The sequence below is a fragment of the Gilvirhabdus luticola genome, assembly GCF_040117515.1.
Lineage (GTDB): Bacteria > Bacteroidota > Bacteroidia > Flavobacteriales > Flavobacteriaceae > Gilvirhabdus > Gilvirhabdus luticola.
In genome coordinates this window covers 71,170-97,913 of the sequence record NZ_JBEEEN010000003.1, presented here as the reverse complement: position 1 = coordinate 97,913, position 26,744 = coordinate 71,170, and the positions used below count along the sequence as shown (strand labels likewise).

Here is a 26,744-nt window from a genome sequence, read left to right as displayed (position 1 = left end):
TTTAATTGTTTTCTTCGTTTAAATGAATCATTGCGAAAACTGCATAATTTATCATGTCCTGATAATTAGCATCTATGCCTTCACTCACAATGGTTTTTCCTTTATTATCTTCTATTTGCTTAACGCGAAGCAATTTTTGCAATATCAAATCTGTTAAACTACTTACTCTCATATCTCGCCAGGCTTCTCCATAATCATGGTTCTTATCATCCATGAGTTGTTTTGCGATTTTCACTTTTTTATCATACAAAACAATCGCATCTTCAGTACTTAAATCGGGTTGCTCTACAACTCCTTTTTCTAACTGAATAAGTGCCATAATACAATAATTAATAATCCCTATAAACTCACTGGCTTCGTCTTCATCAACTTTTCTTACATCATTTTGTTGCAAGCTTCTTATACGTTGTGCTTTTATAAAAATCTGGTCTGTCAAGGATGGTAGTCTTAATATTCGCCAAGCACTACCATAGTCTTTCATTTTCTTAATAAATAAACTTCTGCATGTATTTATAACGTCATCGAATTGTTTGGAGGTATCTTGCATTGAATAATATGAATTTTGCGTAAATTTCGCATAAATAATTTTAAAGTTCAAAGTTTAAGGTTTAAAGTTTTCAATACTTAAACAAAGCAAGAATATAATAAGTAAATGACTATTAACTGCAAAGGAAAACTTATAGATTTATCGACATCTCATGTCATGGGAATATTGAATGTAACGCCAGATTCATTTTATGATGGTGGACAATTCAATACTGAAAAGAACATTTTAAATCAGGTTGAAAAAATGTTAGAAGAAGGTGCTACATTTATAGATGTTGGCGCTTACAGTTCAAGACCAAATGCAGAGCATATAAGTGAAGAAGAAGAACAGAATCGTATTCTACCTATTTTGTCTTTAATTCTTAAAGAATATCCTGAAACGCTTATTTCTATTGATACTTTTAGAAGTAATGTTGCCAAACAATGTATTGAAAATGGAGCAGCTTTAATTAATGATATTTCTGCCGGTAATTTAGATAAAAACATGTTTAAAACTATTGCAGAATTGAAAGTTCCATACGTTATGATGCACATGAAAGGAACGCCACAAACCATGAAAGATTTAACAGATTATGACAATTTAACACATGATATACTCTTCTATTTTTCTGAAAAAATTGCTGAAGCAAGAAGTCTTGGTATCATCGATTTAATTGTAGATCCTGGTTTTGGCTTTGCAAAAACGTTAGAGCAAAATTATGAACTGTTAGGTAAACTTGAACTTTTTAATATGTTAGAATTACCTATTCTTGTTGGGCTTTCTAGAAAATCTATGATCTATAAAACTCTAGAAAATGATGCACAACTAGCCCTTAATGGCACAACGGTTTTAAATACTGTTGCTCTCCAGAAAGGAGCTTCTATATTAAGAGTACACGATGTAAAGGAAGCCATGGAATGTATTAAATTAGTCAAGAAGTTATGAAACACTTTTTTTTGTTTGTCGCTTTGATGATTTTGTGGTCTTGTGGAAACGAAAAAGTTGTACAACTTCCTGAAATACAAAATGCGAATATCACTGAAGTTTTAGACGTTTCTCCTGCTTACATTTTTTATGACATCACAAAACCCGATAGTACAGATTTCAACAGAAAAAACCTGATAAGTACAACCAATTGGTTAGTAAACGTTGACAAACGATTAACCTTAAAACAGGTTCTACCTCATTTACAATATCTGCAAGAAAAGCGTCATGGTGATGGAATGCATAAAAACGAAAATGCCAGAAACTATTTTACTTGCAATGATACCAGTAGAAATACTTTGGGTTTCATTGATTTTACTGATATAGTTTATTCTTTAGAAAAGAGTGATTCATTTCTTAAGGAATATTCAAATAGCATAGTTATTAATTTTTCAGAAAATGAAATTTCTATTAACGACCGTTCACTTAAGCTAGAACAATTCAACAATTTAAAAGGCAATTTAATTTTAACCTTTGATGCCTTATTAACTTTTCAGGAATATATAAGATTTAAGTCACTATTATTAAGTATAGATTCTCCAAAAATTACAATAGCAAATCAAGAATTCATTTATTAATCTTATTTTCCTAAATTTACCAAAACCGAATTTTTAGCTTGGACATTTTTAAAGACCTTTTAGAATTTAAGCTTGTAGACATCATAGATGTTATTCTTGTAGCACTTCTACTCTATTATATATACAAATTAGTAAAAGGCACTGTTGCTATTAAAATCTTTATCGGCATTATTTTTATCTACCTCGCATGGCGATTAACAGATTTTCTTAAAATGGAGCTTCTCACCAGTATTTTTGGTGGTTTTATGAAAGTTGGTATTATAGCATTGATTGTGGTTTTTCAACCTGAAATTAGAAAGTTTTTACTTATGGTAGGTTCTACTAATTTTGGAACAAGACGAAAGTTTTTTAAGCAATTTAATTTTTTAAAAACCGATACCTTTGATGAAACAGATGTTGAAGCTGTTATATCGGCGTGTAACAAAATGGCAACTACAAAAACAGGTGCGCTCATTGTTTTTGAGCATCACAACAATTTGGATTTTTTAACAAATACTGGTGATGAAATGAACATAAAGGTTACGCAACCAATAATAGAAAGCATTTTTTTTAAGAACAGTCCTCTGCACGATGGTGCTATTATTATTGCAAATAATGTAGTTAAAGCTACCCGAGTTGTACTTCCTTTAAACAATGAAAAAAACATACCTCAACGATTTGGGTTAAGACACAGAGCTGCTATTGGTATTACAGAAAAAACTGATGCATTGGCTTTAGTAGTTAGTGAAGAAACTGGGCAAATTTCTTATTTTAAAGATGGTGAATTTATTTTATTTAAAAACACAGTTGAGCTTACCGAAATTATTAAAAAAGATTTGATGTGATGCACTGTAAAAATTGCTTCACAGATTTAAAAGAGAATTACGATTTCTGCTATAATTGTGGTGCAAAAGTTATTAGAAATAGGCTTACATTTAAAATTTTTTTTGAGCACATTAGTGAAACTTTTTTTAATTACGATAATAAACTTTTAAGAACCTTCATTGAGTTGTTTACTAAACCTGAAGATGTTATTGGTAGTTATATAAATGGTGTTAGAAAAAAATATGTAAATCCCATTAGTTATTTTGCACTTGCTCTTTCTATAAGTGGAATATATTTATTGATAATTAATAAGTTTTTTCCTGAAACCCTTGATTTTTCAATTTTTAACTTTCCTGGTCAGGAAGAATTACAAAAAAGGAACGTAAGCTTTGTTCAAGAGTATTATTCAATTGTAATGATGTTTTATGTGCCAATTTATGCCCTTATGGCACTATTAACTTTTATTGGCTTAAAAAAATTTAACTATACAGAATTGCTTGTAATATTTTTATATATCCAAGCATAAATTTCAATTGTTACATCCGTAATCACTATTGTAACAGCAATGCTTAGTATACCACAAGGTTTTTCAGGTTTAGTTTTAATGCCATTAATGATATTATATTCTGCTTTCTGCTTAAAACGTCTATATGAATTAAGCACTGGTAATATCATTTTAAGAACATTATTGTTCTTGGTTATTTTAGGAATTGCTTTTGTTATTTTGAGTGTTGTTATGGCAATAGTTATGTTTTTAAATGGCGATTTAGAACAAATGATAGAAGCGCAGAAAGCTGCTCGAGGAACTTAAGCAACTTCCTCTTTTAAAAACTGAACTTCATAGAGGTTTTTGTAATAGCCGTTTTGCTTTTTAAGCAATTCTTTATGTGTGCCTTGTTCTACAATCTGTCCTGCATCCATAACAATAATGGTATCTGCTTTTTTTATAGTTGCCAATCTATGAGCAATGATTATAGATGTCCTATCTTTTGTAATAGTGTCTGTTGCATTTTGTATAAGTTGTTCTGAGTACGAATCGACAGAAGATGTGGCTTCATCCAAAATTAAAATACTAGGATTGGTTACATAAGCCCTTAAAAATGATATAAGTTGACGTTGACCAGAAGACAACATAACACCTCGCTCTTTAACATTATAATGATAACCGTCTGGCAAGCTTAAAATAAAATCATGAATGCCTATGTTTTTTGCCGCAAGATGAACCTGTTCTTCAGTAATATTTGGATTATTTAATGTGATGTTATTCAAAATCGTATCTGCAAAAAGAAAAACATCTTGTAACACAACAGCAATTTGCTTTCTTAAGGAAGCTAGTTTAACTTCTTTTATATTTATACCATCAATACTTATAGTCCCTTTTTTAATTTCATAAAAACGATTCAACAAGTTAATAATAGTCGTTTTACCTGCACCTGTTGCTCCTACAATAGCTACAGTTTCTCCAGATTTAATCTCTAAAGAAATACCTCTTAAAACTTCTTCTCCTTCCACATAACTAAAGTGAACATCATCTAGCTTTATATCTCCTTTAAAATGAGATACATCAAGAGTTCCTACATCATCAATATGAGACGTTGTATCAATTACTTTAAACACTCTGGTTGCAGCAACCATTCCCATTTGCAATGTGTTAAATTTATCTGCTATTTGGCGTAATGGTCTAAATAACATTGGAATAAACATAATGAAAGCAAAAAGGTCTCCTTCAGAAATTGTTCCTTTAAGTAGAACATTTAATCCTCCATACCAGGCTATTAAACCTATGGTTATTGACGAAGACAATTCTGCGATTGGAAAGAAAATAGAATTATACCAAACGGTTTTTAGCCAACCCTTTTTATGTCTTTCATTTATCTCTTTAAACTTTTTATATTCTATATCTTCACGTGTAAATAGTTGAAGAATTTTCATACCGGTTAAACGTTCCTGAACAAAGGAGTTTAAATTTGATACTTCAGTACGTACTTCCTCAAATGCTTTTTTCATATACTTCTGAAAAATACGTGTTGCATATAACAATAAAGGCATCATTATAAATACAATTAAGCTTAACTTAAAATTCATAAATAACATAACACCAGAAACAACAATCATAGTGAGTAAATCTCTGAAGATCATAAATAATCCTTCTCCAAAAATATCAGCAATTCGCTCCATATCAGTTACGGTTCTTGTTATTAACACTCCAACCGATGAGTTATCAAAATACTTCATTTTAAACCCAAGAACATGGTTAAATAATTTTACTCGAACATCCTTAACCAAATTTTGACCCAACCATGCCGCGTAAAAAATAAAAGCCAATTGAAAAGTACTTTGAAGGACTAATAAAATAAACATCAGAATGATATAAAATAAAAATCCATTAGGATCCTTAACAGCAATGCTATTATCAATTACATATTTTGTAATATAAGGGATAGATGTCGTAAAAATTGCCAATAATATGACCGCAACCAGCATTCCATAAAACACCAATTTATATGGTTTTATATACTGAAAAAGCCTTTTAAACAGATTGACGTCAAAAATATTTTCCTTTTTACTACTCATTTATTTTAATGTGTTCCGGGTATTCAATTCTTGTTAAATATAGTGCATGTGCAGGAACTGAAAAACCAGCTTCACTCCGGTTTTTAGATTTAATTATATTATGTAAATCTTCTGCTTCAATTTTTCCTAATCCAATATTGATTAAGGTTCCAACAATAGCCCTAACCATATTTCTTAAAAACCTATCGGCTTTGATTATGAAATGTAATTCATTCTTTTCTTCAATCCACTCTGCTTTCATGATATTACAATGATACGTTTTTACATCTGTATTACTTTTTGAAAAGCATTGAAAATCTCTATATTCAAATAGTATTTTTGATGCTTTTCTCATTTTATCAATATTCAAAGTTGATTTTAAATAATATGAATTATTAAATGTAAACGCATTTTTTTTTAAAGAAATTTTATACAAATATTCTCTGCTTAAAGCATCAAAACGTGCATGGGTATTTTCAGTAACCTTAAAAATATCATGAATAGCAATATCTTTTGGTAAAAAAGAGTTTAACTTATATTTTAAATCAGATTGGTTTAATGTTTTTTCTGTATCAAAATGAGCAAACATTTGTAATGCGTGCACACCTGTGTCTGTCCTGCCTGCTCCAACAATACTTGTTGATTCTTTCAAGATTGTTGAAAGGGCTTTTTCTATAACCTCTTGAACAGAAATGGCATCAGGTTGATTTTGCCAACCAAAATAAGCCTTACCGTTGTAAGAAAGTTCTAAAAAATGTCTCAACTTGTGTTATTTTTGTTTAGAAGTTACAAAGATAAATAGTTTTATCACTTTACAGGATTCATTAACTTTTTATAATGATTAAAATACTTTTACTTTCAGATACTCATGGTTATATAGATGATCAAATACTAAAATATGTAATTCAAGCCGACGAGGTTTGGCATGCTGGAGATATTGGTGATTTAAAAGTAACAGATGCAATTAAGAATCTTAAACCCTTAAGAGGTGTTTATGGCAATATTGATGATGCAAAAACAAGAGTAGAATTTCCTGAACATAATAGGTTTAAGTGCGAAGGCGTTGATGTTTGGATGACTCATATAGGTGGTTATCCTAAACGCTATGATATTAGGGTGAGGGAAGAAATTAATATAAATCCTCCAAAACTATTCATTAGTGGGCATTCTCATATTTTGAAAGTAATACCAGATAAAAAACTTGATTTATTGCACATGAATCCAGGTGCTGTAGGCAAAAGAGGACTTCATAAAAAAAGAACTATGCTTCGATTTGTAATTGATAGGAATGATATAAAAGATTTAGAAGTTATAGAGTTTGATAACAGATAAAAAACCCAGACCATAGTCTGGGTTTTCACGCACTAATACTACTAAGATGATAGGTTTATCGTAATCGATCTACAGATTTTACAAGATCTTCATCCTTTTTGATGGCCTTATTGGCCAAAGCCAATAACACGATAGAAATTATAGGTAAGAACATCCCAATACCTTTCTCTGAAACTTGAGTTTCTCCAGATAAATTTAGAGATTGATACACAAATAATCCTAGTAAAATAAAGTTTAATATGATGTTAAGTCGTCCCAAAACAAATTGAGATTTCCTGTTTTTGTACATAAAAATTGAAATTAACGACAATACTGCAGAACCTAAAAACATTCCAAAATACAATAAATTGTCTTTTGCAAAAACTTCAAAACCATCTTTATTTGTCCAAAGACTAAACAAAAATATCAATCCACCGGCTACTGCAGCAGACAATAAAAGATAAATGGTTTGAATTCGTTGAATCATAAAATTTCAATAAATCGAAGTGCAAAAATAATAGTTTCTTTTTTAAAATATGCGTAAAAGATTAAAATAAAGTTGTATAATTGCAATAACAATTGGCATTAACCACATTTACTAATTGTCATTCTTCGGATTAAAATCAATTTTTCATAAAAATTCAATTTTAATATTTAACACAAATATTCAATTCAACATCAATGTTTGAAATTTCACAATTAAAAGAAAAAAAACTCTCAGATTTACAAGAGATTGCAAAAGACTTGAACATTTCCAAGTATCGCACATTAAAAAAGCTAGATTTAGTATATCAAATATTAGATCATCAGGCTGCTAACCCAAAAGCAGTTGAAACCAAAAAGGATGAAAAACCTCAAAGACAACGAATTGAGCGTACTGAAAAACCAAAAGATAATAAAGTGCCTCAACATAAGAAACCAACTCAAGGTGCTACTAAACAACCTACCGTAGAAAAAGTTGTAGAAAAGAAAGAAGATAGCGAAGCTTCTAATAATGCTCCTAAAAAAGAAAAAACGCATCATAAAAACAATCATAAAAACCAGAATAACAATAATAGTAGTAATTCTGGTAATAAAGATACTCGCAACCGTTACAGAGAACCAGACTATGAATTTGACGCAATCATTGAAAGTGAAGGGGTATTAGATCTCATGCAAGATGGTTATGGGTTTTTACGTTCTTCAGACTATAATTATTTATCATCACCAGACGATATTTATGTGTCTCAATCGCAAATTCGTCTATTCGGGTTAAAAACAGGTGACACGGTTTTAGGAAACGTAAGACCACCCAAAGAAGGTGAAAAATACTTCCCTTTAATTAAAGTCAATAAAATAAACGGATTAGATCCGCAGGTGGTAAGAGACAGAGTGTCATTTGAGCATTTAACACCATTATTCCCAAGAGAAAAATTTAACCTGGCAGAAAGACAAAGTACAATATCTACACGTATTATTGATTTATTCTCTCCAATTGGAAAAGGACAACGTGGTATGATTGTATCGCAGCCTAAAACTGGGAAAACGATGCTATTAAAAGATGTGGCTAACGCAATTGCTGCCAATCATCCAGAAGTTTATCAAATTATTTTATTAATTGATGAACGCCCTGAAGAGGTTACCGACATGCAACGTAATGTACGTGGAGAAGTTGTTGCTTCAACATTTGACAAAGAAGCCCACGAGCATGTAAAAATTGCAAACATTGTTTTAGAAAAAGCAAAACGTTTGGTAGAATGTGGTCATGATGTAGTTATTCTGTTAGACTCCATTACACGTTTAGCTAGAGCATATAACACAGTGCAACCAGCATCTGGTAAAATATTAAGTGGTGGTGTAGATTCTAATGCATTGCATAAACCAAAACGTTTTTTTGGTGCTGCTAGAAAAATTGAAAATGGTGGTTCATTATCAATAATTGCAACAGCCCTTACTGAAACTGGATCTAAAATGGATGAAGTTATTTTTGAAGAATTTAAAGGAACAGGTAATATGGAACTTCAATTGGATAGAAAGATATCTAACCGTAGAATTTTCCCAGCCATAGATCTTACATCATCTAGTACTCGTCGTGATGACTTGTTATTAGATGAAAATACTATACAACGTATGTGGGTGATGCGTAAGTATCTTGCAGATATGAACCCAGTTGAAGCTATGGAGTTTATTAACGAACGCTTTAAACAAACAAGAAATAATGAAGAGTTTTTAATCTCTATGAATGGTTAATTACTTATAAATACAAACAAAAAAAGCTTCTCAAAATTGAGAAGCTTTTTTTATATATAACAATTTTTTATAAAGCTGCTACATGCTTTACCAAACCAGACTTAAGATTAGCTGCTTTGTTATCATGAATAATATTATTCTTTGCTAATTTATCAATCATAGAAATAACAGAAGGTAATGCAGCTTCAGCATCTTTCTTTTTAGTTTCTTCACGCAATTTCTTAATAGCATTACGTGTGGTTTTATGCTGATATCTGTTTCTTAAGCGTTTAGCTTCGTTACTTCTAATTCTTTTTAACGCTGACTTATGATTTGCCATTTATATGTTCTTTTATTAAAAAAATTGTAGCCCGTAGGGGAATCGAACCCCTCTTACCAGGATGAAAACCTGGCGTCCTAGCCGATAGACGAACGGGCCTTTAATAATTCAAGTTTGTAATTTTAATTAAAACACTACAAAACTTTTCAATTAACGTACAATGTTTCCATTGCGGATGCAAAAATACAACTATTTTTAAATGTTGCAACTCCTAAATAATCTTTTTTCTAAATTTTTTCAATTAATAGGCCTTCGCAAATAATACTCTTCGTTTTGAAGGTTTTTTAGAATAGACACAAAGACCACTTTCTTCAATATTATCTAAAGGAATACATCTAATAGTTGCTTTGGTTTGTTCTTTAATTCTATCTTCTGTTTCAGAAGTACCATCCCAATGTGCAGAAATAAATCCTCCCTTGGTATCTAAAATTTCTTTAAATTCATCAAATGTTTCAACATTCGTGATATGAGCATCTCTAAAATCCAATGCCTTTTGAAACATTTCTTTTTGTATTTGATTTAACAAAGACTCAATAGTTTCAGCCAAATTTTCTAAAGCAACAATCGATTTTGTTAGTGTATCTCTTCTAGCTAATTCTACCGTATTATTTTCTAAATCTTTTGGTCCAATAACAATTCTTAAAGGCACGCCCTGTAATTCATGTTGCGCAAACTTTGCACCAGGTCTAAAAGTATCTCTACTGTCATATTTGACTGAAATACTTTTAGATTTCAACTCTTTCATTATACCATTGGCAACATTACTTATTTCTTCAAGTTGCTCTTCATTTTTATAAATAGGTATGATAACCACTTGGTTAGGTGCCAAATTTGGAGGTAATACCAAACCATTATCATCACTATGAGTCATAATTAAAGCTCCCATCAATCTAGTTGAAACTCCCCAAGATGTTGCCCAGACATAATCTTGTTTTCCTTCTTTATTAACGTACTTCACGTCAAAAGCTCTAGCAAAATTTTGTCCCAAATAATGTGATGTTCCTGCTTGTAAAGCCTTTCCGTCCTGCATTAAAGCTTCAATACAATAGGTTTCATCTGCACCAGCAAATCGTTCACTCTCTGTTTTTAAACCTTTTATAACAGGTATAGCCATAAAATTTTCAACAAAGATAGCATAGACATTGTTCATCAACTCTGCTTCCGCTAAAGCCTCACCTTTGGTTTCATGCGCTGTATGTCCTTCTTGCCACAAAAACTCGGCAGTTCTTAAAAACAAGCGTGTTCGCATTTCCCAGCGCACTACATTAGCCCACTGATTAATAAGGATTGGTAAATCTCTATAAGATTGTATCCAATTTTTATAAGTATTCCATATAATTGCTTCGCTTGTAGGTCTAACTACAAGTTCTTCTTCTAATTTGGCTTCTGGATCTACTCTTAACTTTCCTGGTTTGTCAGGATCATTTTGTAATCTGTAATGAGTTACAACAGCACATTCTTTTGCAAACCCTTCAGCATTTTTTTCTTCCGCTTCAAATAAACTTTTTGGAATAAATAAAGGAAAATATGCATTTTGATGTCCAGTTTCTTTAAACATTCTATCTAATTCAGCTTGCATTTTCTCCCAAATTGCAAACCCATATGGTTTAATAACCATACAACCTCTTACCGCCGAATTCTCTGCTAGGTCTGCTTTTACAACAAGTTCATTATACCATTTTGAGTAATCTTGGGTTCTACTTGTAAGTTTTTTGCTCATATACAGGTTTTTGGCACAAAAATTGTGACTCTATTAAATAATAAAATAGTTCAGCAAAACTAACTATTTTTGTTATGTTCAACAATTAAATTAATGAGATATGCGATTTATTAACTACTCAAAAATAAACATGCCTTTTTTGGCATTATTCGGATTGTTGTTTGGTTTAACATCATGTGGTTCTTATCAATATGTTGGTGAGAGTGGTCAAGGTAGTTACCAAAGATATGAAACTGGTGTTGAATACGCCCAAGAAACTCCTCAAGTTACTAGTAATAGTACATACTATCAGAATTATTTTAAAGAAAAATCTTTAGAATATGAAACTACTGGTGTTGGTGGAGATGAAATATTTACAGATGTAGATTCCTATGAAGGTAGTTATAATGTAGAAAATGATTCATTAAATGTTGAATATGCAAGTTACGGTGGTTGGGGACAAAATAGTAGTGAAATTTCTATAAACGTTTATCCTAGCTATAATTGGTATAGACCTTGGTATGCTTATGGTTATGGCTATTACAACTGGGGCTGGGGTTTCGGTTGGGGTTATCCTAACTATGGTTGGGGTTGGAACTATCCTTATTATGGTGGTTATTATGCAGGTTGGTGGGGCTATCCATCTTATTATTGCCCTCCATATTACGGTGGATATCCTTATTACAGAGGTGGATATTACGGGAATTACACCTACGGAAGAAGAGGTAGTAGTAATTATTATGGAAGACGATCTGCTGTTGCATATAATGGCTACGGAAGAAATAGTATTTCCAGAGCAAACACCAGATCTAATGTCTCACGAGCAAATACTAGAACAAACATCTCAAGATCTAGTGTGAATAATAATATTACTAGAAATAGATTAAGCAGTAGAACTTCTTTATATAACTCAAGAAATTCTATTTCAAATGGATCTAACTTAAGAGCTAATGTTGTTGATAGAAATTCATTAAGCAATAATAGAACGAGAAGTTATAATGGTACCAGACAAGTCCGTTCTACTTCAATTAACAGGTCCAGACCTTCAAGTAGTAATTCGAATGTTTCGAGATCAACTAGAAGTAGAAGTAGTTCAAATGTATCTAGGTCTACTCCAAGCAGAAGTAGGAGCAGTTCAAATGTATCTAGGTCTACTCCAAGTAGAAGCTCTGGAGTATCTAGAAGTAGTAGTTCTGTGAGATCTTCAAGCCCAAGTAGAAGCAGAAGATAGATTATAATCTAGAAAATTTCTTTAATTTAATAAAAGTATGAAAAAGTTAATTTTACTATTCATAGGTGTGCTTTGTATGCCTATAATAAATGCACAAAACATTAATGATGCATTAAGATACTCTCAAAATGAAATTCAAGGAACAGCTCGATTTAGAGCCATGAGTGGTGCCTTTGGATCAGTGGGTGGAGATCAAAGTTCTGTTAGTTTAAACCCTGCAGGTTCTGCTTTATTTAAAACTAGTGAAGCTTCTGTTACATTTGCTAGTATTTATACTGATAATGATATTCAATATTTTAATGGTTTTAGTAACACTTCAGATGCTAATTTAGATTTTCAACAAGCAGGAGTAACTTTTGTATTTAGCAGTTGGGATTCACCTTGGAAAAGATTAACCTTAAGTGTAGGTTATGATAAATTTCAAAACTATAATAACGACTGGTTTGCGTTTGGAACTAATTCTAATTCTATTGACAGTTATTTTTTATACTATGCTCAAGGATTACCTTTAAGTGAAATATCTGCCTTTCCTGATGAATCAATTACCAGTGCCTATGCCGATATCGGTAGTATTTATGGATTTGGCAATCAGCAAGCTTTTCTGGGTTATGAATCTTACATTTTAGAACCTGATATGCCGACAGATGATAACACTTTATATTACAGCAATATTGCTCCAGGCGAATTTGATCAAGAATATTTGTATGCGGCTTCTGGCTATAATGGTAAAGTCTCATTTAATATCGCAACACAATATCAAGAAAATTTGTTTTTGGGTTTAAACTTAAATTCACACTTACTTAATTATGATAGAGCTACAAGATTTTATGAAGGAAACTCCAATGTAGGAACGTTTGTTAATGAGGTTGGCTTTGATAATTTCTTGTCAACATATGGCTGGGGCTTTTCATTTCAGCTAGGTGGAATATTAAAACTTAATGATTTTTTCAGAGTTGGTCTAACATACGATTCTCCAACGTGGCTTACCATTGAAGAAGAAACATCACAGTATGTTTCAACAGTACGCAATGAATCTGGTAATGATATTATTCAAATTATTGACCCTAGAATTGTTAATGTTTTTCCATCTTACAAATTACAAACACCTGGGAAAATTACTGGAAGTTTGGCTTTCGTGTTTGAAAATCATGGGGTAATAAGTTTTGACTATTCCACAAAAGATTATGGAAACACAAAATTTAAGCCAGCATCAGATTCGTATTTTGCGGTTCAAAACAATATAATAAGTGAAAGACTCACAACAGCTTCAACATACAAAATTGGTGGAGAATATAACTATCAGAGGTTTAGTTTTAGAGGTGGATATCGTTTTGAAGAATCTCCTTACAAAGACAATACCATTGATGATTTAACAGGATATTCTTTAGGTATTGGATATAATTTTGGAAAAATGAAACTCGATCTAACTTACGATCAGTCAAAACAAAATATGAACTATCAATTATTTGATCAAGGCTTAACAGACTCTGTAAATATTGATACCAAAAGGTCCAATGTAATTCTCTCGTTAAGTTTTAAAATTTAACTTTAAAAGGCTTGAAAACTCTAATTCAAGCCTTTTATTATTTTATCTTTTTAGAGCAAAATGAGATTTAAAGATTCTCGTTGAACCATTATTAGGTTCTTCATATTCTACTGTAAACCAGTAATCACTTGAAGGTAATGGATTACCATTAAAAGTTCCGTCCCAACCAGGTCCTGTAGGGCTTAATTGTTTAATTAATTTACCATAACGGTCATAAATGTATATTTTCGCCAAAGGCTGACTTTCAATCCCATAAATATTCCAACTGTTATTATAAGCATCTCCATTTGGTGTAAAAAATCTAGGATAATCAATAATAGTTTGTATTTCAAATATTTCATTACAATTATATAAATCTCTTACATATACCGTATGCTGTCCACCAGAGACATTTTCAAATCTTGGAGATTGCTGCCATAATCCATGGTCCAAACTGTACTCATAAGTGCCATTGCCAGAAACCGAAACCTCTATAATATCATCATCAGAAAATGCTTCAGAAGAAATATTTATAGTTATACTTTGTGGAGGATATGATCCTATAACCTCTGTAGTTGCAGGTATTGTGCAACCTGTGATAATATTTGTAGCTAGTACTGAATATAATCCTGCTGAAGTAGGATCGAAAAATGAATCGTTAGCACCGGCAATTTCATTACCAGGTATTGGATCACCAAGATACCACTGAAATGAAAACTCTGTTGAACTCAATTGAGTATCAATTGGTGGGTTTGTTAAAAATGTTTCTAACGTTGGCGGAATTCGCTGTCCTTGAAATGATAAACATATTACATATTGATCTTCAATTGCAATTTCTGGAACTGGATTTACGATTAAAGTGATAGGTACAATTACAAAACATTGATTAGTGACTGGCGATACCCTAGCATATATAATTTGGGTTAAAGCCTGCGTATTTACAAAGCTTGTAGGGTTTGATATGCTATTTGAATTTCCAGCAATAGCATCAGCTTCAATTTCATAATAATCAAAAGTGAAATTTAATGGGTCTAATCCATTTAATATGTCGGTTTCTCTCCTTGTCAGGTCAAAATTATCATAACCATCATTATCAACTTCACACTCCTCAATTGTCACTGGTACTGAATTCAAATTTTCATATAAAATGGTTTCTAATGAAAGTGTTACAGTTGAAGTACAGGTATTTGATCCTGTAGCCAAAACAATAATATCTCTATTAAATAAATTATTATTATACATTGAAGGTGATACAATTGGATTGTTATTGTCTAAATCTAATTGCGATTCAAAATATGTTAAAACAATTGAAGAATCTCCACCAGTAATTTGATCTTCTCTAACCGTTAAATCGTAAACTGTATTAAGTTGATCATTACAAATTTGTATGGCCTCTGGTTGAAAAATCACTGGATTTGGATTTACAATCAACTCAAAAGTCATGTCTGTACTTACACACTCTCCATTATCACCTACTCCATTACCATTATCATCAAATTGTGCTCTTACATAAATAGTTTGTGGGTTTGTAAGGTTAGTATAAGGCGAAACAATTGCATTCATATTATTTTCAGCATCATTTGGTGTTTCATGGTATGATATCAAAATATCTTGAGTTTCTACACCAATAACTTCAGAATCCTTTGTTGTTAAATCAAAACTTGCTTGACCAACTCCACCATCACATAATATGTAGTCGCTAATAATATTATTTAGAGGCACAGGGTCAACGGTTAAAGTGATATATTCACCCAAACCTAAACAAGCATTAAGTGCATCACTATCGACCCTAACCACAATATTTTGAACATTAGGCGAAGCATCATTTCTATGATTGCTTATGTCTGCTATTGCATTACTCTCTTGCAGTGCGTCCGTAAAATTTGTATAATACGAAACCGTTAATGTTTGTCCAGGTGGAAATTGTGCTAGTATTTGCGTTGTGGCATCACTAAAATCAAAAGTGGCTATTCCGTTGGTGTTGTCATTGTCAATTTGATAATCGTCACAAAAATTATATAGCAAATTAAATGCTCCTGGAATTTGAGTAGTACTTACAGTTAAATTTATTTGTGCAGTCTTATAACATCCATTACCAGCTTCAATTCTTGCGTAAATTACACCTGACAAAGGCATTGGATTTGGATAATTCAAATAATTTGAAATTTGATCTGCAACCAAACCACCTTGTGCTTCTGCCAATGTTAAATAATATGTAAATATTTCGTTTGAAGCATTACTGGAAATTAAATCGTTTGCTTCTGTTAAGTTAAATAAAGTGAAGCCATCATTATCATCATCGCATTGAAACAAATCCACAACAGGAATTACAATGGGATTTAAATTTACAAATAAATCAAAACTAGTTGTATCATAACAATCAGTATTCAACACATTTTCAATTCTTACATAAACAGTTTGAGGACTAGATGCATTAGATATTGGCGTATTTATTTCAGTTCCTAAAAGTCCGGCATCTGCATCTGCTTGAAACAAATAAAATTTAACATCAAAATCTGTCGAAGATTGACTCCCAAGCACTTCACTTTCTTTCACAGATAAATCAAATAAGGTTGTACTGGTATCGCTGCAAGAAACAAAATCTGAAACGGGATTTGCTATTGGATCTAAATATACATTGATATTAAAAGAGCCAACATCAATACAATCAATCAAATCGGTTAAAATATTTTCGACTCTTACATAAATAGTTTCTGAAGGCAAAGAGTTGGTATAAATTAAAGGAAGTGGACTCGATGCAGAATTGGCATCTGCCATGCTATCATAATAAGTAACTTCAAAAGTAGTTGGGTCCAATCCGTTTAAAACTTCAGAACTTTTCGTGTTAAAATCAAACTGAATTATACCATCATCATCACAAAGTTCATAATCGCTTATAGAAGGGTTAACAACTGGTGTCTCAAAAAACGCTACATTAAAATTATAGGTTTGTAATAAATTGTTTCCTGCATCAAACGATTCGGCACTATAGAAATTTGTGCTAGTTACATCATAAGTGGCCGTATTAACTCCAGTAATAGCTACAAAATTTCCAAAACCATCATCTTCATACCATATATAATTTGTTGCATTTGTGGTTGTAGCATCCAAAGTTATAGTCTCGCCAGTACAACCAACCTCATCAGCTAATATGCCACAATTGGTTTGTCCAGTTCCAGAAGACTGATTTACAGTTATAAATCCTGGTTGATTTGAGTAATTTGTAATTAACAACAGATAATAATCACCCGCAGCAGCATTGATTATATTTACATTTTCAACATTGTTTGGAGAATAACTACAATCAACAGTATTAGCTAATGTGAGTCCACTAGAACATGCTATACTTGTATCAGCAAACGGACCATAAATAATAAAATCAACATCAAGATCTGGAGGACCTCCCAAAACAGTACTCTGCTCAATGGTTAAAACTAAATCCCCATCTTGAGCTATTTGTAAAAAAAACCAAGCAGGGTTTGGTTGGGAGCCAAGACAACCATAATCTGGACCAGCTTCGGCATTACTTCCTCCTGAAGAATTTGGATAAGAAAAAACATTTGAACCACATAAAGGTTCAGAATTACTGCACAAATCTGCACCACCGCTTTGCGCTATTGTAACCTGATTTACTAAAAAGTAAAATATAAAAAATGTTATTACCCTTTTGAGAGCATTCATCTGCTTTAAACTTAAATCACTCGTCTTTTTTAACTACAATTTCTACACAAAATTGTCTAAACTCATTTTCGTCGAAACTATTGTAAGCTATAATTTTTTCGAAAAGAACGTAAAATTAATGCTTTTGACAAATAAAGTAGTTATTTAACTATCATTTATCGATAAATTAATACTTTGTTAATTCAAAACGAAAGAAAACTGAATTACTTATCTTTGCAAACTAATTAAGATAATTTTTTTAATTGATGAAAATTGAAAACACGCTAGAAGAATTTGAGTCTTTAGGAGATGAGCACATTGGTACTTCTACAAATACACCAATGCGTAAAGATGCTTTTAAGCTTTCTAATGATGAAAAAATAGATATTATTAAAGACGATGTTCGCCATATTATGGAAACGCTTGGTCTTGATTTAAGTGATGATAGTTTAAATGGAACACCTACGCGAGTTGCAAAAATGTTTGTAAAAGAACTTTTTGCCGGTTTAAACCCAGACAAAAAACCAAGTGCATCAACATTTGAGAACAAATATAAGTATGGTGAAATGTTAGTTGAAAAAAACATTTCTGTTTATTCTACTTGCGAACATCATTTACTGCCTATAGTAGGAAAGGCTCATGTAGCATATATTTCTAATGGTACTGTGGTTGGGTTATCTAAAATGAATCGTATTGTAGATTATTTTGCAAAGAGACCTCAAGTGCAAGAACGCCTTACTATTCAAATAGTTAAAGAACTACAAGACGTCTTAAAAACAGAAGATGTAGCATGCGTGATAGATGCCAAGCATCTTTGTGTAAATTCCAGAGGTATAAAAGATATTGAGTGTAGTACAGTTACATCAGAATTTGGTGGAAAATTCAAAGATAAAGAAACACGAAGAGAATTTTTAGATTATATTAAATTAGATACTAAATTTTAAGGTATTACAATATGCACCTTTTTCAGCATCAGCAAATTAAAATTTACAACTCTCTTACTGGTCAAAAAGAAACTTTCAAACCTATTAACGATAGTCACGTTGGTATGTATGTTTGTGGACCAACGGTTTACAGCAATGTACATTTAGGCAACGTAAGAACATTCATGTCTTTTGATATGATTTTTCGTTACTTAAAACATTTAGGTTTTAAAGTTAGGTTTGTAAGAAATATTACTGATGCAGGACATCTGGAAAATGATGCTGATGAAGGAGAAGATCGTATTGCTAAAAAAGCTCGATTAGAACAAATAGAACCTATGGAAGTTGTACAGCGTTACACTGTAGATTTTCATAACATATTAAATAAGTTTAATTTTCTACCACCAAGCATTGAGCCAACAGCAACAGGACACATCATTGAACAAATTGAATTAATAAAAGACATTATTGACAATGGTTTTGCTTATAAAATCAATGGTTCTGTATATTTCGATGTGCATAAATATAATGAGTCTCATCAGTACGGAATTTTAAGTAAGCGCAATCTTGAAGATCTTATTCACAACACAAGAGAATTAGATGGGCAGAGTGATAAGAAAAATCCACAAGATTTTGCACTTTGGAAAAAAGCTGAACCACAACACATTATGCGTTGGCCATCCCCTTGGAGTGATGGTTTCCCAGGTTGGCATCTGGAGTGTACAGCCATGAGCACTAAATATCTTGGTGAACAATTTGATATTCATGGTGGTGGAATGGATTTGAAGTTTCCTCATCATGAATGTGAAATAGCGCAAAACGAAGCAGCAAAAGGAAAAAGCCCAGTAAACTATTGGATGCACGCCAATATGTTGATTATGAATGGTAAGAAAATGGCAAAATCTACTGGAAATTACATTTTGCCTGAAGAGATTTTTACTGGTAATAACAAAAATATTTCAAAAGCTTTTGAGCCGAGTGTTGCTCGATTCTTCATGTTACAAGCACATTACAGAAGTATTCTGGACTTTACGGATAATGGTTTATTAGCGAGTGAAAAGGGATTTTATAGATTGATAGATGCCATTAATTTATTAGATGATATCAAACCATCTTCTACATCAACATTTAATGTTTCTGAATGGAAACAAAAATGTTATGATGCCATGAACGATGATTTTAATTCACCTATATTAATTGCCAATTTGTTTGAAGCCGTAAAGTATATCAATCAAATTAAAGATGGAAGCGCATCAATTACAGAAGAAGATTTATCAACTTTAAAAGAAACTATCAATACGTTTGTTTTTGATATTTTAGGTCTTCAGAACGTGTCAAAAGAAAGTGCAGATACTGATAAACTTTCTGGTGCTGTTGAACTTTTAATCCAGTTGCGTCACGAAGCTAGAGCAAATAAAGATTTTGCTTTATCTGATAAAATTAGAGACCAATTAGCTGAAGCTGGTATTTTTCTTCAGGATGGTAAAGATGGAACATCTTTTACGACCAATTAAATTATGAAAAAGTTACTGATTGCACCTTTTCTTTTTTTGATCAAGGTGTATCAAATATTGATTTCTCCACTAACACCTGCAACTTGTAGGTTCCAGCCAACCTGCTCAAATTATAGTAAAGAAGCGTTAGAGAAACACGGCTTATGGCAAGGTGGAAAATTAGCTTTAAAACGAATATTAAAATGTCAACCTTGGGGTGATTCCGGATACGATCCAGTACCAGACAAAAACTCTAACTAAAAATTCCAATGCGTCAGCTCGCACATTCTCTAATAATGTACACTGTACATTTTCTTAACGCTCTGTCGCCTTGGGGTCGAAGTGGTTATAATCCTGTACCAGATAAAGTTTCTAAAAAATAAGCTTCTCTTTTTTTCGTTTGTTTTCTTATACCTATTCATTTGTCTATATTTACAATTGAAAAACAATAACGTATGCATTCATTAAAATTTGATTGGAATCCTATAACAGGAATAGATATTGCTGGGAATTTTAAACTCCATTTTTACAGTGTTATGTGGATTGTTGCCTTTCTTCTAGGTTGGAATATCATGAAACGTATTTTTACAAGAGAAAAAGTCTCGCTGGAATATTTAGATCCTCTTTTTATCTACACGGTTTTGGCAACCATGATTGGTGCAAGGTTAGGCCATGTTTTGTTTTATCAATCTGAATTAATATCACAGGATTTTTTCAGTATTTTTCTGCCTTTTAAATTTAAAGGTGGTTTTGAGTTTACGGGTTTTCAAGGACTTGCTAGTCACGGTGCAGCTATAGGCATTATTATTGGCATGTATTTGTATAGAAAAAAATATAACTACAAATCGTTAATGTGGATACTAGACCGTGTTGTTATTCCAGTTGCAAGTGGAGCTATTTTTATTAGAATTGGAAATTTTATTAATTCTGAAATTATAGGTAAAGTAACCGATTCAGCTTTTGGTGTTCGATTTATTCAAGATGAATATTATAAAGGAGAAATTATGCAACTTACAGGAATTAACAATCCTCAAGATGCTTATAGTGCTGTAACTGGTAATCCTCAATTTTCTAATTTATTGGAGGCTATACCTTATAGGCATCCTGCTCAATTATATGAATCTTTCTGTTATGTTTTTGTTTTTTTAATTCTTTGGTATGTTTATACTAAAACTAAAAAAGCAAATCAATTAGGCTATTTATTTGGTTTATTTTTAGTACTACTATGGACAATTCGTTTCTTTGTAGAATTTGTAAAAGAACCTCAAGGTGATGAATACATCAATTGGTTAGGTTTTAACACAGGACAATGGTTAAGTATTCCTTTTATATTAATTGGACTCTATTTTATGTTTGCTTACAAACCAAAATCTGCTTCTATTTAATTTAACATGCATTTCAAACCAAAACACCTATTTACACTTTTTATTTTTGGATGTATTACATTAGGTTTTACGTCTTGTAAAGGTGAAAATAAAGAAATAAAACAAGTAGAAGTTTTCTTTAAAAAAGAAGGAACACTTACATTGTATAATGTTGAAACAGATTCCATAATTGCTAAAGTTGATATAGAAATTGCAGATTCTGATTACGAAATTCAAACAGGATTAATGTATCGTTCATCTATGAAAAAAGACCAAGGAATGCTTTTTGTTTTTCCTGATGAATTACCACGTTCGTTTTACATGAAAAACACTCAATTTCCTTTAGATATTATTTTTATAAACAGTAATCATAAAATTGTAAGTTTTCAAGAAAACTCAAAACCTTTTAACGAAGCTTCTTTACCTTCTCGATATCCAGCAAAATATGTTCTTGAACTAAATGCAGGTATGGTTAACGAATGGGCTATTAAAGTTGGCGATTCTATTTCATATTAAATAAAAAAGCCTTCCTGTTTAGGAAGGCTTTTTTATTTGGTCTACAGAGTATCTTATTTCTTCTTTTTCTCTTCTAACTTTCTTACAGTATCATACATAATTGGTGTTGCAATAAATAATGATGAGTAAGTACCTACAATAACACCTACGATAAGAGCAAACATAAATCCTCTAATAGAATCACCTCCAAAAATGAAGATAGCAAACAATACAACTAACGTTGTTAAGGACGTATTTAATGTTCTACTTAAAGTACTACTTAATGAGACATTTACAGTTCTATCAAAGTCCCAACTAGTATGTTCATTGTAAAATTCCCTGATCCTATCAAAAACAACCACCGTATCATTTAAAGAGTAACCTATTACGGTAAGGATAGCTGCAATAAATGCTTGGTCTATTTCCATGTTGAAAGGCATAAACTTATAAGTTAATGAGAATATTCCTAGAACAATTAATACATCATGGAAAACAGCGGCAACAGCTCCTAACGAAAATTGCCATCTTTTAAATCGTAATAAAATATACAAAAATACAACAATTAATGAACCTAAAATGGCCCAAAAAGATGCTTTTTTAATATCATCAGCAATAGTAGGACTAACTTTATAGTATTTCATTAACCCAACTGTTTTGTGTTCATTATCACTGATAAAATCATTATAAGAGACACCTTCCAAATGTGGCTGTAAAGCATTGAATAAAGATTGTCTAATCTCTTCATCTGCTTCAGATCCAGTATCATTCACTCTGAACTTTGTAGTGATTTTTAATTGATTATCCGCACCAAAAGTTTTAGCATCAGCACTACCAAATACTTCACTTAAAGTAGAAGTTATTTCGGATGCGCTAACTTCTTGAGCAAAGCGAACTTGGTATGTTCTTCCTCCAACAAAATCAACACCTTGATCCAATCCATTAGTGAACAATGAGCTTAAACCAATAACCAATAAAATTCCAGAAAAAATATAAGCCACCTTACGCTTACTTAAAAATTTAATACTAATATTTCTGAAAAGATTTTTAGTTAAGGCTGTTGAAAATTCTAATTTTCCACCTCGATTCACGTACCAATCCACAAGTAATCTAGTAATGAAAATCGCTGTGAATAAAGACGTACCTATACCTATTAATAAAGTTGTAGCAAAACCTTTAATTGGTCCAGTACCAAAAATGAATAGAATTAAGGCAGTTAAACCTGTTGTAATATTTGCATCTAAAATTGAAGATAGTGCATTACTAAAACCATCTTGAATAGATTCTTTCTGCCCTTTTCCTTTTGCAATTTCCTCTCGTATTCGTTCAAAGATAAGTACGTTTGCATCTACAGACATACCAATTGTAAGTACAATACCGGCAATACCTGGAAGAGTCAATACAGCACCTAATCCTGATAGTACTCCAAAAATTAATAGAATATTGAATATCATAGCAATATCTGCCAATAGACCTCCTTTACCATAGTATAAAAACATCCATATTAGCACAACTAACAATGCTATTGTAAACGAAATCTTACCGCTATCAATAGCTTCTTGACCTAATGATGGCCCAACAACTTCACTTTGGATTATATCTGCATGTGCTGGAAGTTTCCCTGCTCTCAACACATTGGCTAAATCTGTTGCTTCATTTAAAGTAAATTGGCCAGAAATTTCAGAATTTCCACCAGAAATAGGTCCGGTAGTCACACCTGGTGCAGAATAGACAATGTTATCTAAAACAATAGCTATTTGACTACCTTGACTAAATGCTTTTCCGGTCATTTCCTCCCAAATTTTAGCTCCCTTCGCGTTCATTTGCATTGATACAGTAGGCTTGCCTGTTGGACCATAAGATTGCCTTGCATCAGTAACCACAGCTCCACTCAATTGAGGTGTGTTTTCTCTATTACCAATTAAAGCGTATAATTCAACAATCTCACTATCCTTTTCTGGCTTACCGAATAAGAACTTTACATAACGTCTTTCGGCTGGAAGCAATGATCTCACTTCAGGCATGTTTAGGTAATTAATTACCTTTTCTTTGTCTTTAATATCAAACTGGGCAATCACAGGACCACCAGGATATCCTTGGCCTTTGATTAAATCGAAGAAAGGATTGGCTGCAACTGAAGTTGAATCTGTCTCTGCCTCACCAAGTAACTCATCAATTGTCGCATCTTCTGTTGATGTTTCTTGATCATCACTTTCAACTTCTTCCGGTTTGGTGTTATCTTCAATAATATCTTTTAAAACTTCATTTGCTTGAACCAAAAATGGAACAAACTCTTCACCTTTATAAGCATCCCAAAATTCTAATTGGGCAGTACTCTGTAACAAACTTGAAGCGCGTTCTACATCTTTAACACCTGGTAGTTCTACTAGAATTCTGCCAGATTTTCCTAAACGCTGAATATTAGGAGAAGTAACTCCAAACTCGTCAATACGCTTACGTAATACTTCGAAAGCAGATACTATTGATTCATCTATTTTTGTTTCAATGATGGGTTTTACCTGATCATCTGTCATATCGAAAGTAATCTCATCACTTAAAGTACGATTGGCAAATATGTCTGGCGATGCTAATTTTGAATCACCTTTAATGGCATCAAAAGCAACAAAGAAATCTTCTAAATATGTGTTTTGGCTATTTTTTTGAAGTTCTGAAGCATCGTCCAAAGCTTTATTAAAAAGTGGATCAGTTGTATGATTTGCTAAACCTTTTAAAATGTCTTTTACAGAAACTTGTAAAATCACATTTATACCGCCTTTTAAGTCTAACCCAAGGTTCATTGACTTCTGCTTAACTTCATTATAAGTAAAGTCAGCAATACCTATATCAAAAACTTTTATGTTTTCTCGTTTTCCATCAACATCTACTCTATATGTTGCAAGAGAATCTAAATATTGACGTTCTTTTACTGTATCTCCATTTGCATAGGCTTCAGCATCTCTTTCTATTTTATTCGCCTTGAATGTAAACGATAATTGGTAAATACTTACCAAGCCAAACAATATCGCAAATAATTTTACTAGTCCTTTATTTTGCATTTTATTTATTTTAGTGGTCAAATTTTAAAACGGGCAAATATAGAGTTTACCCCAAGATTTGACAATTATTTTAATATTAAATATGATTTGGTAGCCTTTTATATAACTTTTGAAAGCTACTTTAAAAACTCAAATTCTATTTTTGAATTCCATCATAAAGGAAATGAGTTTTATTTATTATTTAGGAAGTTTATTTGTAGTTATGCATTCCCAAGCGCTACAGGTCCCGCTCTAACTTCTGGAATGCTATATGATGGATTTTCTATTGTAATTACAATATTTCTCCATAAATCATAAGATACTTTAAAGATTCTATTTTCCTTCCTAACATCTATTCTGCCATATGACAAAAAAACATTAGGTTCAAAAAACCGATCATTATTAGTTTTTTTCTTAAGAACTATTCCATTGAGATCTAAATCTGTATCAACACCATTTTGAATTTCATAGATATCAAAATTGTAACAAATCAAGTTATCATCAGATGGAATATGTTTATGATTATCATCTTCATTATCAAAAATATAATCAAATGATATTTTCTTTTCTTTAGAAAGAGACTCTTTTACACAAGAAATATCAACATCACTATGGTAAGTAATTTTTAACTTTCCATTTTCATTCTTTTTTACATGTATGTTATCTGCTCCTATATCTTGCAAATGCTTTTTTACAATTGCAATCGCACTTTGGGCTTCTTGGGAAGTTACCTCAACGCCTTTAAATTGTAAAACAATTTCTTGATTAGGTACAGAAACTTCATTCTGACTTAAAATACCGAAAAAGGTAAAAAAGAGAATTAAAATGCTAAAATGCCATTTCATTTTCATGTGCCAAATATATAAAAAAATAAGGTTTGGTTTTAATTCTTATCAATGATGTATTTTTACCAAGGAATTATTGCAAAAAATAAAAAGTTGTGTTAAAAAAAGAGCGACCAATTGGACGCTCTTTATATTTTTATCTAGTTACGGTTAAACTATAATGTCAACAAATCATTTGTTTTTCTAACACCTTCTGCACTTTGCTGCATGTGAGTTTTTTCAGCTGCACTCAATTCAATGTTAACAATACTTTCAATTCCGTTTCTGCCAAGAATAACAGGAACACCAATACAAATATCATCTAAATCATATTCACCTTCCAATAATGTTGAACATGGGAACATTTTTTTTTGGTCGCAAGCAATGGCTTGTACTAATCCGGAAACAGCAGCTCCTGGTGCATACCATGCACTTGTACCTAAAAGTTTTGTTAGTGTTGCTCCGCCAACTTTAGTATCTTCTTTTACTTGTTCTAATCTTTCCTTTGAAAGAAATTCTGAAACTTTAATACTATTTCTTGTTGCATGGGCAGTTAATGGTACCATTCCCGTATCACTGTGTCCACCAATTACCATTCCGTCAACATCACTAATTGGGGCATCTAAAGCTTCTGCTAAACGGTACTTAAAACGTGCAGAATCTAATGCTCCACCCATTCCAATAATTTTATTTTTTGGAAGATCAGTAGTTTTATGGACTAAATAGGTCATAGTATCCATAGGATTGCTAACCACAATCATCACGGTATTTGGAGAATACTCTATTAAACTTGAAGATACAGTTTTTACAATGCCTGCATTAATTCCTATCAATTCTTCACGGGTCATTCCGGGTTTTCTAGGGATTCCTGAAGTAATTACACAAATATCACTATTAGTAGTTTTACTGTAATCTCCTGTTGTACCCGTAATTTTTGTATCAAATCCATTTAATGATGCACATTGCATTAAATCCATGGCTTTGCCTTCTGCATAACCTTCTTTAATATCTAGCAAAACCACTTCTGAAGCAAAGTTTTTAATAGCTATATATTCTGCACAACTTGCGCCAACTGCTCCTGCTCCAACTACTGTAACTTTCATATCTGTAAAATTTTAATTGTATAATTTTTGAGATGGCAAAATTACAAATAATTAAAGTCTAAATAAAGTAACTAGTAAGGAATTCTTGTTT

24 protein-coding genes and 1 tRNA gene are annotated in these 26,744 nt (G+C 31.9%); 14 read left to right on the top strand and 11 right to left on the bottom strand.

The features are described from left to right. Position 1 precedes the first annotated feature (1 nt). Positions 2-547, bottom strand: a complete 546-nt coding sequence (locus AAFP94_RS07520; RefSeq protein ID WP_316661926.1) for a DUF1599 domain-containing protein — start codon at positions 545-547, stop codon at positions 2-4. A gap of 105 nt (positions 548-652) precedes the next feature. Between AAFP94_RS07520 and folP the strand changes: the two genes are divergently transcribed. From folP to AAFP94_RS07495, 5 genes are read left to right on the top strand one after another with little or no spacing between them, the layout of a single operon-like run. Continuing rightward, the gene (gene folP, locus AAFP94_RS07515; protein WP_316661925.1) at positions 653-1,471 is read left to right on the top strand and encodes a dihydropteroate synthase; all 819 of its coding nucleotides are present in this window, start codon (positions 653-655) and stop codon (positions 1,469-1,471) included. Continuing rightward, positions 1,468-2,088 carry a hypothetical protein gene (locus AAFP94_RS07510; RefSeq protein ID WP_316661924.1) on the top strand — a complete coding sequence of 207 codons (621 nt, stop codon included), beginning with the start codon at positions 1,468-1,470 and terminating at the stop codon, positions 2,086-2,088. Before folP ends, AAFP94_RS07510 begins: the two co-directional genes overlap by 4 nt. A 38-nt stretch (positions 2,089-2,126) precedes the next feature. Next, positions 2,127-2,912 (top strand): diadenylate cyclase, encoded by a 786-nt coding sequence (locus AAFP94_RS07505; RefSeq protein ID WP_316661923.1) that lies wholly within the window; start codon positions 2,127-2,129, stop codon positions 2,910-2,912. After that, positions 2,912-3,418, top strand: a complete 507-nt coding sequence (locus tag AAFP94_RS07500) for a DUF3667 domain-containing protein (protein ID WP_316662088.1) — start codon at positions 2,912-2,914, stop codon at positions 3,416-3,418. Before AAFP94_RS07505 ends, AAFP94_RS07500 begins: the two co-directional genes overlap by 1 nt. A gap of 39 nt (positions 3,419-3,457) precedes the next feature. Continuing rightward, on the top strand, positions 3,458-3,703 hold the full coding sequence (locus AAFP94_RS07495) for a hypothetical protein (RefSeq protein ID WP_316661922.1): 246 nt from the start codon (positions 3,458-3,460) through the stop codon (positions 3,701-3,703). Here the strand turns inward: AAFP94_RS07495 and AAFP94_RS07490 are convergent. Further along, entirely contained in the window at positions 3,700-5,466 is a 1,767-nt protein-coding gene (locus AAFP94_RS07490; protein ID WP_316661921.1) for an ABC transporter ATP-binding protein, read from the bottom strand. The two genes, AAFP94_RS07495 and AAFP94_RS07490, sit on opposite strands and share 4 nt — an antisense overlap. Next, positions 5,459-6,208: a tRNA pseudouridine(38-40) synthase TruA gene (truA, locus tag AAFP94_RS07485; protein ID WP_316661920.1), complete on the bottom strand. Its 750-nt coding sequence runs from the start codon at positions 6,206-6,208 to the stop codon at positions 5,459-5,461. The genes AAFP94_RS07490 and truA overlap by 8 nt, the downstream gene beginning before the upstream one ends. Before the next feature lie 74 nt (positions 6,209-6,282). Between truA and AAFP94_RS07480 the strand changes: the two genes are divergently transcribed. After that, entirely contained in the window at positions 6,283-6,777 is a 495-nt protein-coding gene (locus tag AAFP94_RS07480) for a metallophosphoesterase family protein (RefSeq protein ID WP_316661919.1), read from the top strand. 55 nt (positions 6,778-6,832) lie between these two features. Here the strand turns inward: AAFP94_RS07480 and AAFP94_RS07475 are convergent, their stop codons facing one another. Next, positions 6,833-7,243 (bottom strand): DUF4293 domain-containing protein, encoded by a 411-nt coding sequence (locus AAFP94_RS07475; protein WP_316661918.1) that lies wholly within the window; start codon positions 7,241-7,243, stop codon positions 6,833-6,835. A gap of 194 nt (positions 7,244-7,437) precedes the next feature. Between AAFP94_RS07475 and rho the strand changes: the two genes are divergently transcribed. After that, positions 7,438-8,985 carry a transcription termination factor Rho gene (gene rho / locus AAFP94_RS07470; protein ID WP_316661917.1) on the top strand — a complete coding sequence of 516 codons (1,548 nt, stop codon included), beginning with the start codon at positions 7,438-7,440 and terminating at the stop codon, positions 8,983-8,985. Positions 8,986-9,052: 67 nt separating this feature from the next. Here the strand turns inward: rho and rpsT are convergent, their stop codons facing one another. The 3 genes from rpsT to proS all read right to left on the bottom strand — a co-directional run bounded on the left by rpsT (position 9,053) and on the right by proS (position 11,024). After that, positions 9,053-9,304 carry a 30S ribosomal protein S20 gene (rpsT, locus tag AAFP94_RS07465; protein ID WP_316661916.1) on the bottom strand — a complete coding sequence of 84 codons (252 nt, stop codon included), beginning with the start codon at positions 9,302-9,304 and terminating at the stop codon, positions 9,053-9,055. A gap of 27 nt (positions 9,305-9,331) precedes the next feature. After that, positions 9,332-9,403: transfer RNA gene (locus tag AAFP94_RS07460), tRNA-Glu, on the bottom strand. 142 nt (positions 9,404-9,545) lie between these two features. After that, positions 9,546-11,024: a proline--tRNA ligase gene (gene proS, locus AAFP94_RS07455; protein WP_316661915.1), complete on the bottom strand. Its 1,479-nt coding sequence runs from the start codon at positions 11,022-11,024 to the stop codon at positions 9,546-9,548. Positions 11,025-11,124: 100 nt separating this feature from the next. Between proS and AAFP94_RS07450 the strand changes: the two genes are divergently transcribed. Both AAFP94_RS07450 and AAFP94_RS07445 read left to right on the top strand, forming a co-directional pair. Continuing rightward, complete coding sequence (locus AAFP94_RS07450) at positions 11,125-12,234, top strand: hypothetical protein (RefSeq protein WP_316661914.1); 1,110 nt, start codon at positions 11,125-11,127, stop codon at positions 12,232-12,234. Between the two features lie 37 nt (positions 12,235-12,271). Continuing rightward, on the top strand, positions 12,272-13,780 hold the full coding sequence (locus AAFP94_RS07445; protein ID WP_316661913.1) for an OmpP1/FadL family transporter: 1,509 nt from the start codon (positions 12,272-12,274) through the stop codon (positions 13,778-13,780). A 42-nt stretch (positions 13,781-13,822) separates the two neighbouring features. Here AAFP94_RS07445 and AAFP94_RS07440 read toward each other — a convergent pair whose 3' ends face one another. Then, on the bottom strand, positions 13,823-17,440 hold the full coding sequence (locus tag AAFP94_RS07440; protein WP_316661912.1) for a T9SS type B sorting domain-containing protein: 3,618 nt from the start codon (positions 17,438-17,440) through the stop codon (positions 13,823-13,825). A gap of 245 nt (positions 17,441-17,685) precedes the next feature. Between AAFP94_RS07440 and folE the strand changes: the two genes are divergently transcribed. The 5 genes from folE (at position 17,686) to AAFP94_RS07415 (ending at position 21,715) form a co-directional block, all read left to right on the top strand. Beyond that, the gene (gene folE, locus AAFP94_RS07435) at positions 17,686-18,363 is read left to right on the top strand and encodes a GTP cyclohydrolase I FolE (RefSeq protein WP_316661911.1); all 678 of its coding nucleotides are present in this window, start codon (positions 17,686-17,688) and stop codon (positions 18,361-18,363) included. Between the two features lie 11 nt (positions 18,364-18,374). Beyond that, entirely contained in the window at positions 18,375-19,856 is a 1,482-nt protein-coding gene (gene cysS / locus AAFP94_RS07430) for a cysteine--tRNA ligase (RefSeq protein WP_316661910.1), read from the top strand. Positions 19,857-19,859: 3 nt separating this feature from the next. Beyond that, positions 19,860-20,096 carry a membrane protein insertion efficiency factor YidD gene (yidD, locus tag AAFP94_RS07425; protein ID WP_316661909.1) on the top strand — a complete coding sequence of 79 codons (237 nt, stop codon included), beginning with the start codon at positions 19,860-19,862 and terminating at the stop codon, positions 20,094-20,096. A gap of 194 nt (positions 20,097-20,290) precedes the next feature. Continuing rightward, positions 20,291-21,220 carry a prolipoprotein diacylglyceryl transferase gene (lgt, locus tag AAFP94_RS07420; protein WP_316661908.1) on the top strand — a complete coding sequence of 310 codons (930 nt, stop codon included), beginning with the start codon at positions 20,291-20,293 and terminating at the stop codon, positions 21,218-21,220. Between the two features lie 6 nt (positions 21,221-21,226). Continuing rightward, entirely contained in the window at positions 21,227-21,715 is a 489-nt protein-coding gene (locus AAFP94_RS07415) for a DUF192 domain-containing protein (RefSeq protein ID WP_316661907.1), read from the top strand. Positions 21,716-21,768: 53 nt separating this feature from the next. On the opposite strand, the gene secDF is transcribed toward AAFP94_RS07415, so the two are convergent. The 3 genes from secDF to AAFP94_RS07400 all read right to left on the bottom strand — a co-directional run bounded on the left by secDF (position 21,769) and on the right by AAFP94_RS07400 (position 26,653). Continuing rightward, on the bottom strand, positions 21,769-24,747 hold the full coding sequence (gene secDF / locus AAFP94_RS07410; protein WP_316661906.1) for a protein translocase subunit SecDF: 2,979 nt from the start codon (positions 24,745-24,747) through the stop codon (positions 21,769-21,771). 200 nt (positions 24,748-24,947) lie between these two features. Further along, entirely contained in the window at positions 24,948-25,571 is a 624-nt protein-coding gene (locus tag AAFP94_RS07405; RefSeq protein WP_316661905.1) for a hypothetical protein, read from the bottom strand. A 155-nt stretch (positions 25,572-25,726) separates the two neighbouring features. Further along, positions 25,727-26,653, bottom strand: a complete 927-nt coding sequence (locus tag AAFP94_RS07400; RefSeq protein WP_316661904.1) for a malate dehydrogenase — start codon at positions 26,651-26,653, stop codon at positions 25,727-25,729. Positions 26,654-26,744 lie beyond the last annotated feature (91 nt).

What these genes read in the sequence shown, in the direction of transcription:
- AAFP94_RS07520 (WP_316661926.1), bottom strand. Translation starts at nt 547, where the DNA reads ATGCAAGATACCTCCAAACAATTCGATGACGTTATAAATACATGCAGA.
- folP (WP_316661925.1), top strand. Translation starts at nt 653, where the DNA reads ATGACTATTAACTGCAAAGGAAAACTTATAGATTTATCGACATCTCAT.
- AAFP94_RS07510 (WP_316661924.1), top strand. Translation starts at nt 1,468, where the DNA reads ATGAAACACTTTTTTTTGTTTGTCGCTTTGATGATTTTGTGGTCTTGT.
- AAFP94_RS07500 (WP_316662088.1), top strand. Translation starts at nt 2,912, where the DNA reads ATGCACTGTAAAAATTGCTTCACAGATTTAAAAGAGAATTACGATTTC.
- AAFP94_RS07495 (WP_316661922.1), top strand. Translation starts at nt 3,458, where the DNA reads ATGCTTAGTATACCACAAGGTTTTTCAGGTTTAGTTTTAATGCCATTA.
- AAFP94_RS07490 (WP_316661921.1), bottom strand. Translation starts at nt 5,466, where the DNA reads ATGAGTAGTAAAAAGGAAAATATTTTTGACGTCAATCTGTTTAAAAGG.
- AAFP94_RS07480 (WP_316661919.1), top strand. Translation starts at nt 6,283, where the DNA reads ATGATTAAAATACTTTTACTTTCAGATACTCATGGTTATATAGATGAT.
- AAFP94_RS07475 (WP_316661918.1), bottom strand. Translation starts at nt 7,243, where the DNA reads ATGATTCAACGAATTCAAACCATTTATCTTTTATTGTCTGCTGCAGTA.
- rho (WP_316661917.1), top strand. Translation starts at nt 7,438, where the DNA reads ATGTTTGAAATTTCACAATTAAAAGAAAAAAAACTCTCAGATTTACAA.
- rpsT (WP_316661916.1), bottom strand. Translation starts at nt 9,304, where the DNA reads ATGGCAAATCATAAGTCAGCGTTAAAAAGAATTAGAAGTAACGAAGCT.
- proS (WP_316661915.1), bottom strand. Translation starts at nt 11,024, where the DNA reads ATGAGCAAAAAACTTACAAGTAGAACCCAAGATTACTCAAAATGGTAT.
- AAFP94_RS07450 (WP_316661914.1), top strand. Translation starts at nt 11,125, where the DNA reads ATGCGATTTATTAACTACTCAAAAATAAACATGCCTTTTTTGGCATTA.
- AAFP94_RS07445 (WP_316661913.1), top strand. Translation starts at nt 12,272, where the DNA reads ATGAAAAAGTTAATTTTACTATTCATAGGTGTGCTTTGTATGCCTATA.
- AAFP94_RS07440 (WP_316661912.1), bottom strand. Translation starts at nt 17,440, where the DNA reads ATGAATGCTCTCAAAAGGGTAATAACATTTTTTATATTTTACTTTTTA.
- folE (WP_316661911.1), top strand. Translation starts at nt 17,686, where the DNA reads ATGAAAATTGAAAACACGCTAGAAGAATTTGAGTCTTTAGGAGATGAG.
- cysS (WP_316661910.1), top strand. Translation starts at nt 18,375, where the DNA reads ATGCACCTTTTTCAGCATCAGCAAATTAAAATTTACAACTCTCTTACT.
- yidD (WP_316661909.1), top strand. Translation starts at nt 19,860, where the DNA reads ATGAAAAAGTTACTGATTGCACCTTTTCTTTTTTTGATCAAGGTGTAT.
- lgt (WP_316661908.1), top strand. Translation starts at nt 20,291, where the DNA reads ATGCATTCATTAAAATTTGATTGGAATCCTATAACAGGAATAGATATT.
- AAFP94_RS07415 (WP_316661907.1), top strand. Translation starts at nt 21,227, where the DNA reads ATGCATTTCAAACCAAAACACCTATTTACACTTTTTATTTTTGGATGT.
- secDF (WP_316661906.1), bottom strand. Translation starts at nt 24,747, where the DNA reads ATGCAAAATAAAGGACTAGTAAAATTATTTGCGATATTGTTTGGCTTG.
- AAFP94_RS07405 (WP_316661905.1), bottom strand. Translation starts at nt 25,571, where the DNA reads ATGAAATGGCATTTTAGCATTTTAATTCTCTTTTTTACCTTTTTCGGT.
- AAFP94_RS07400 (WP_316661904.1), bottom strand. Translation starts at nt 26,653, where the DNA reads ATGAAAGTTACAGTAGTTGGAGCAGGAGCAGTTGGCGCAAGTTGTGCA.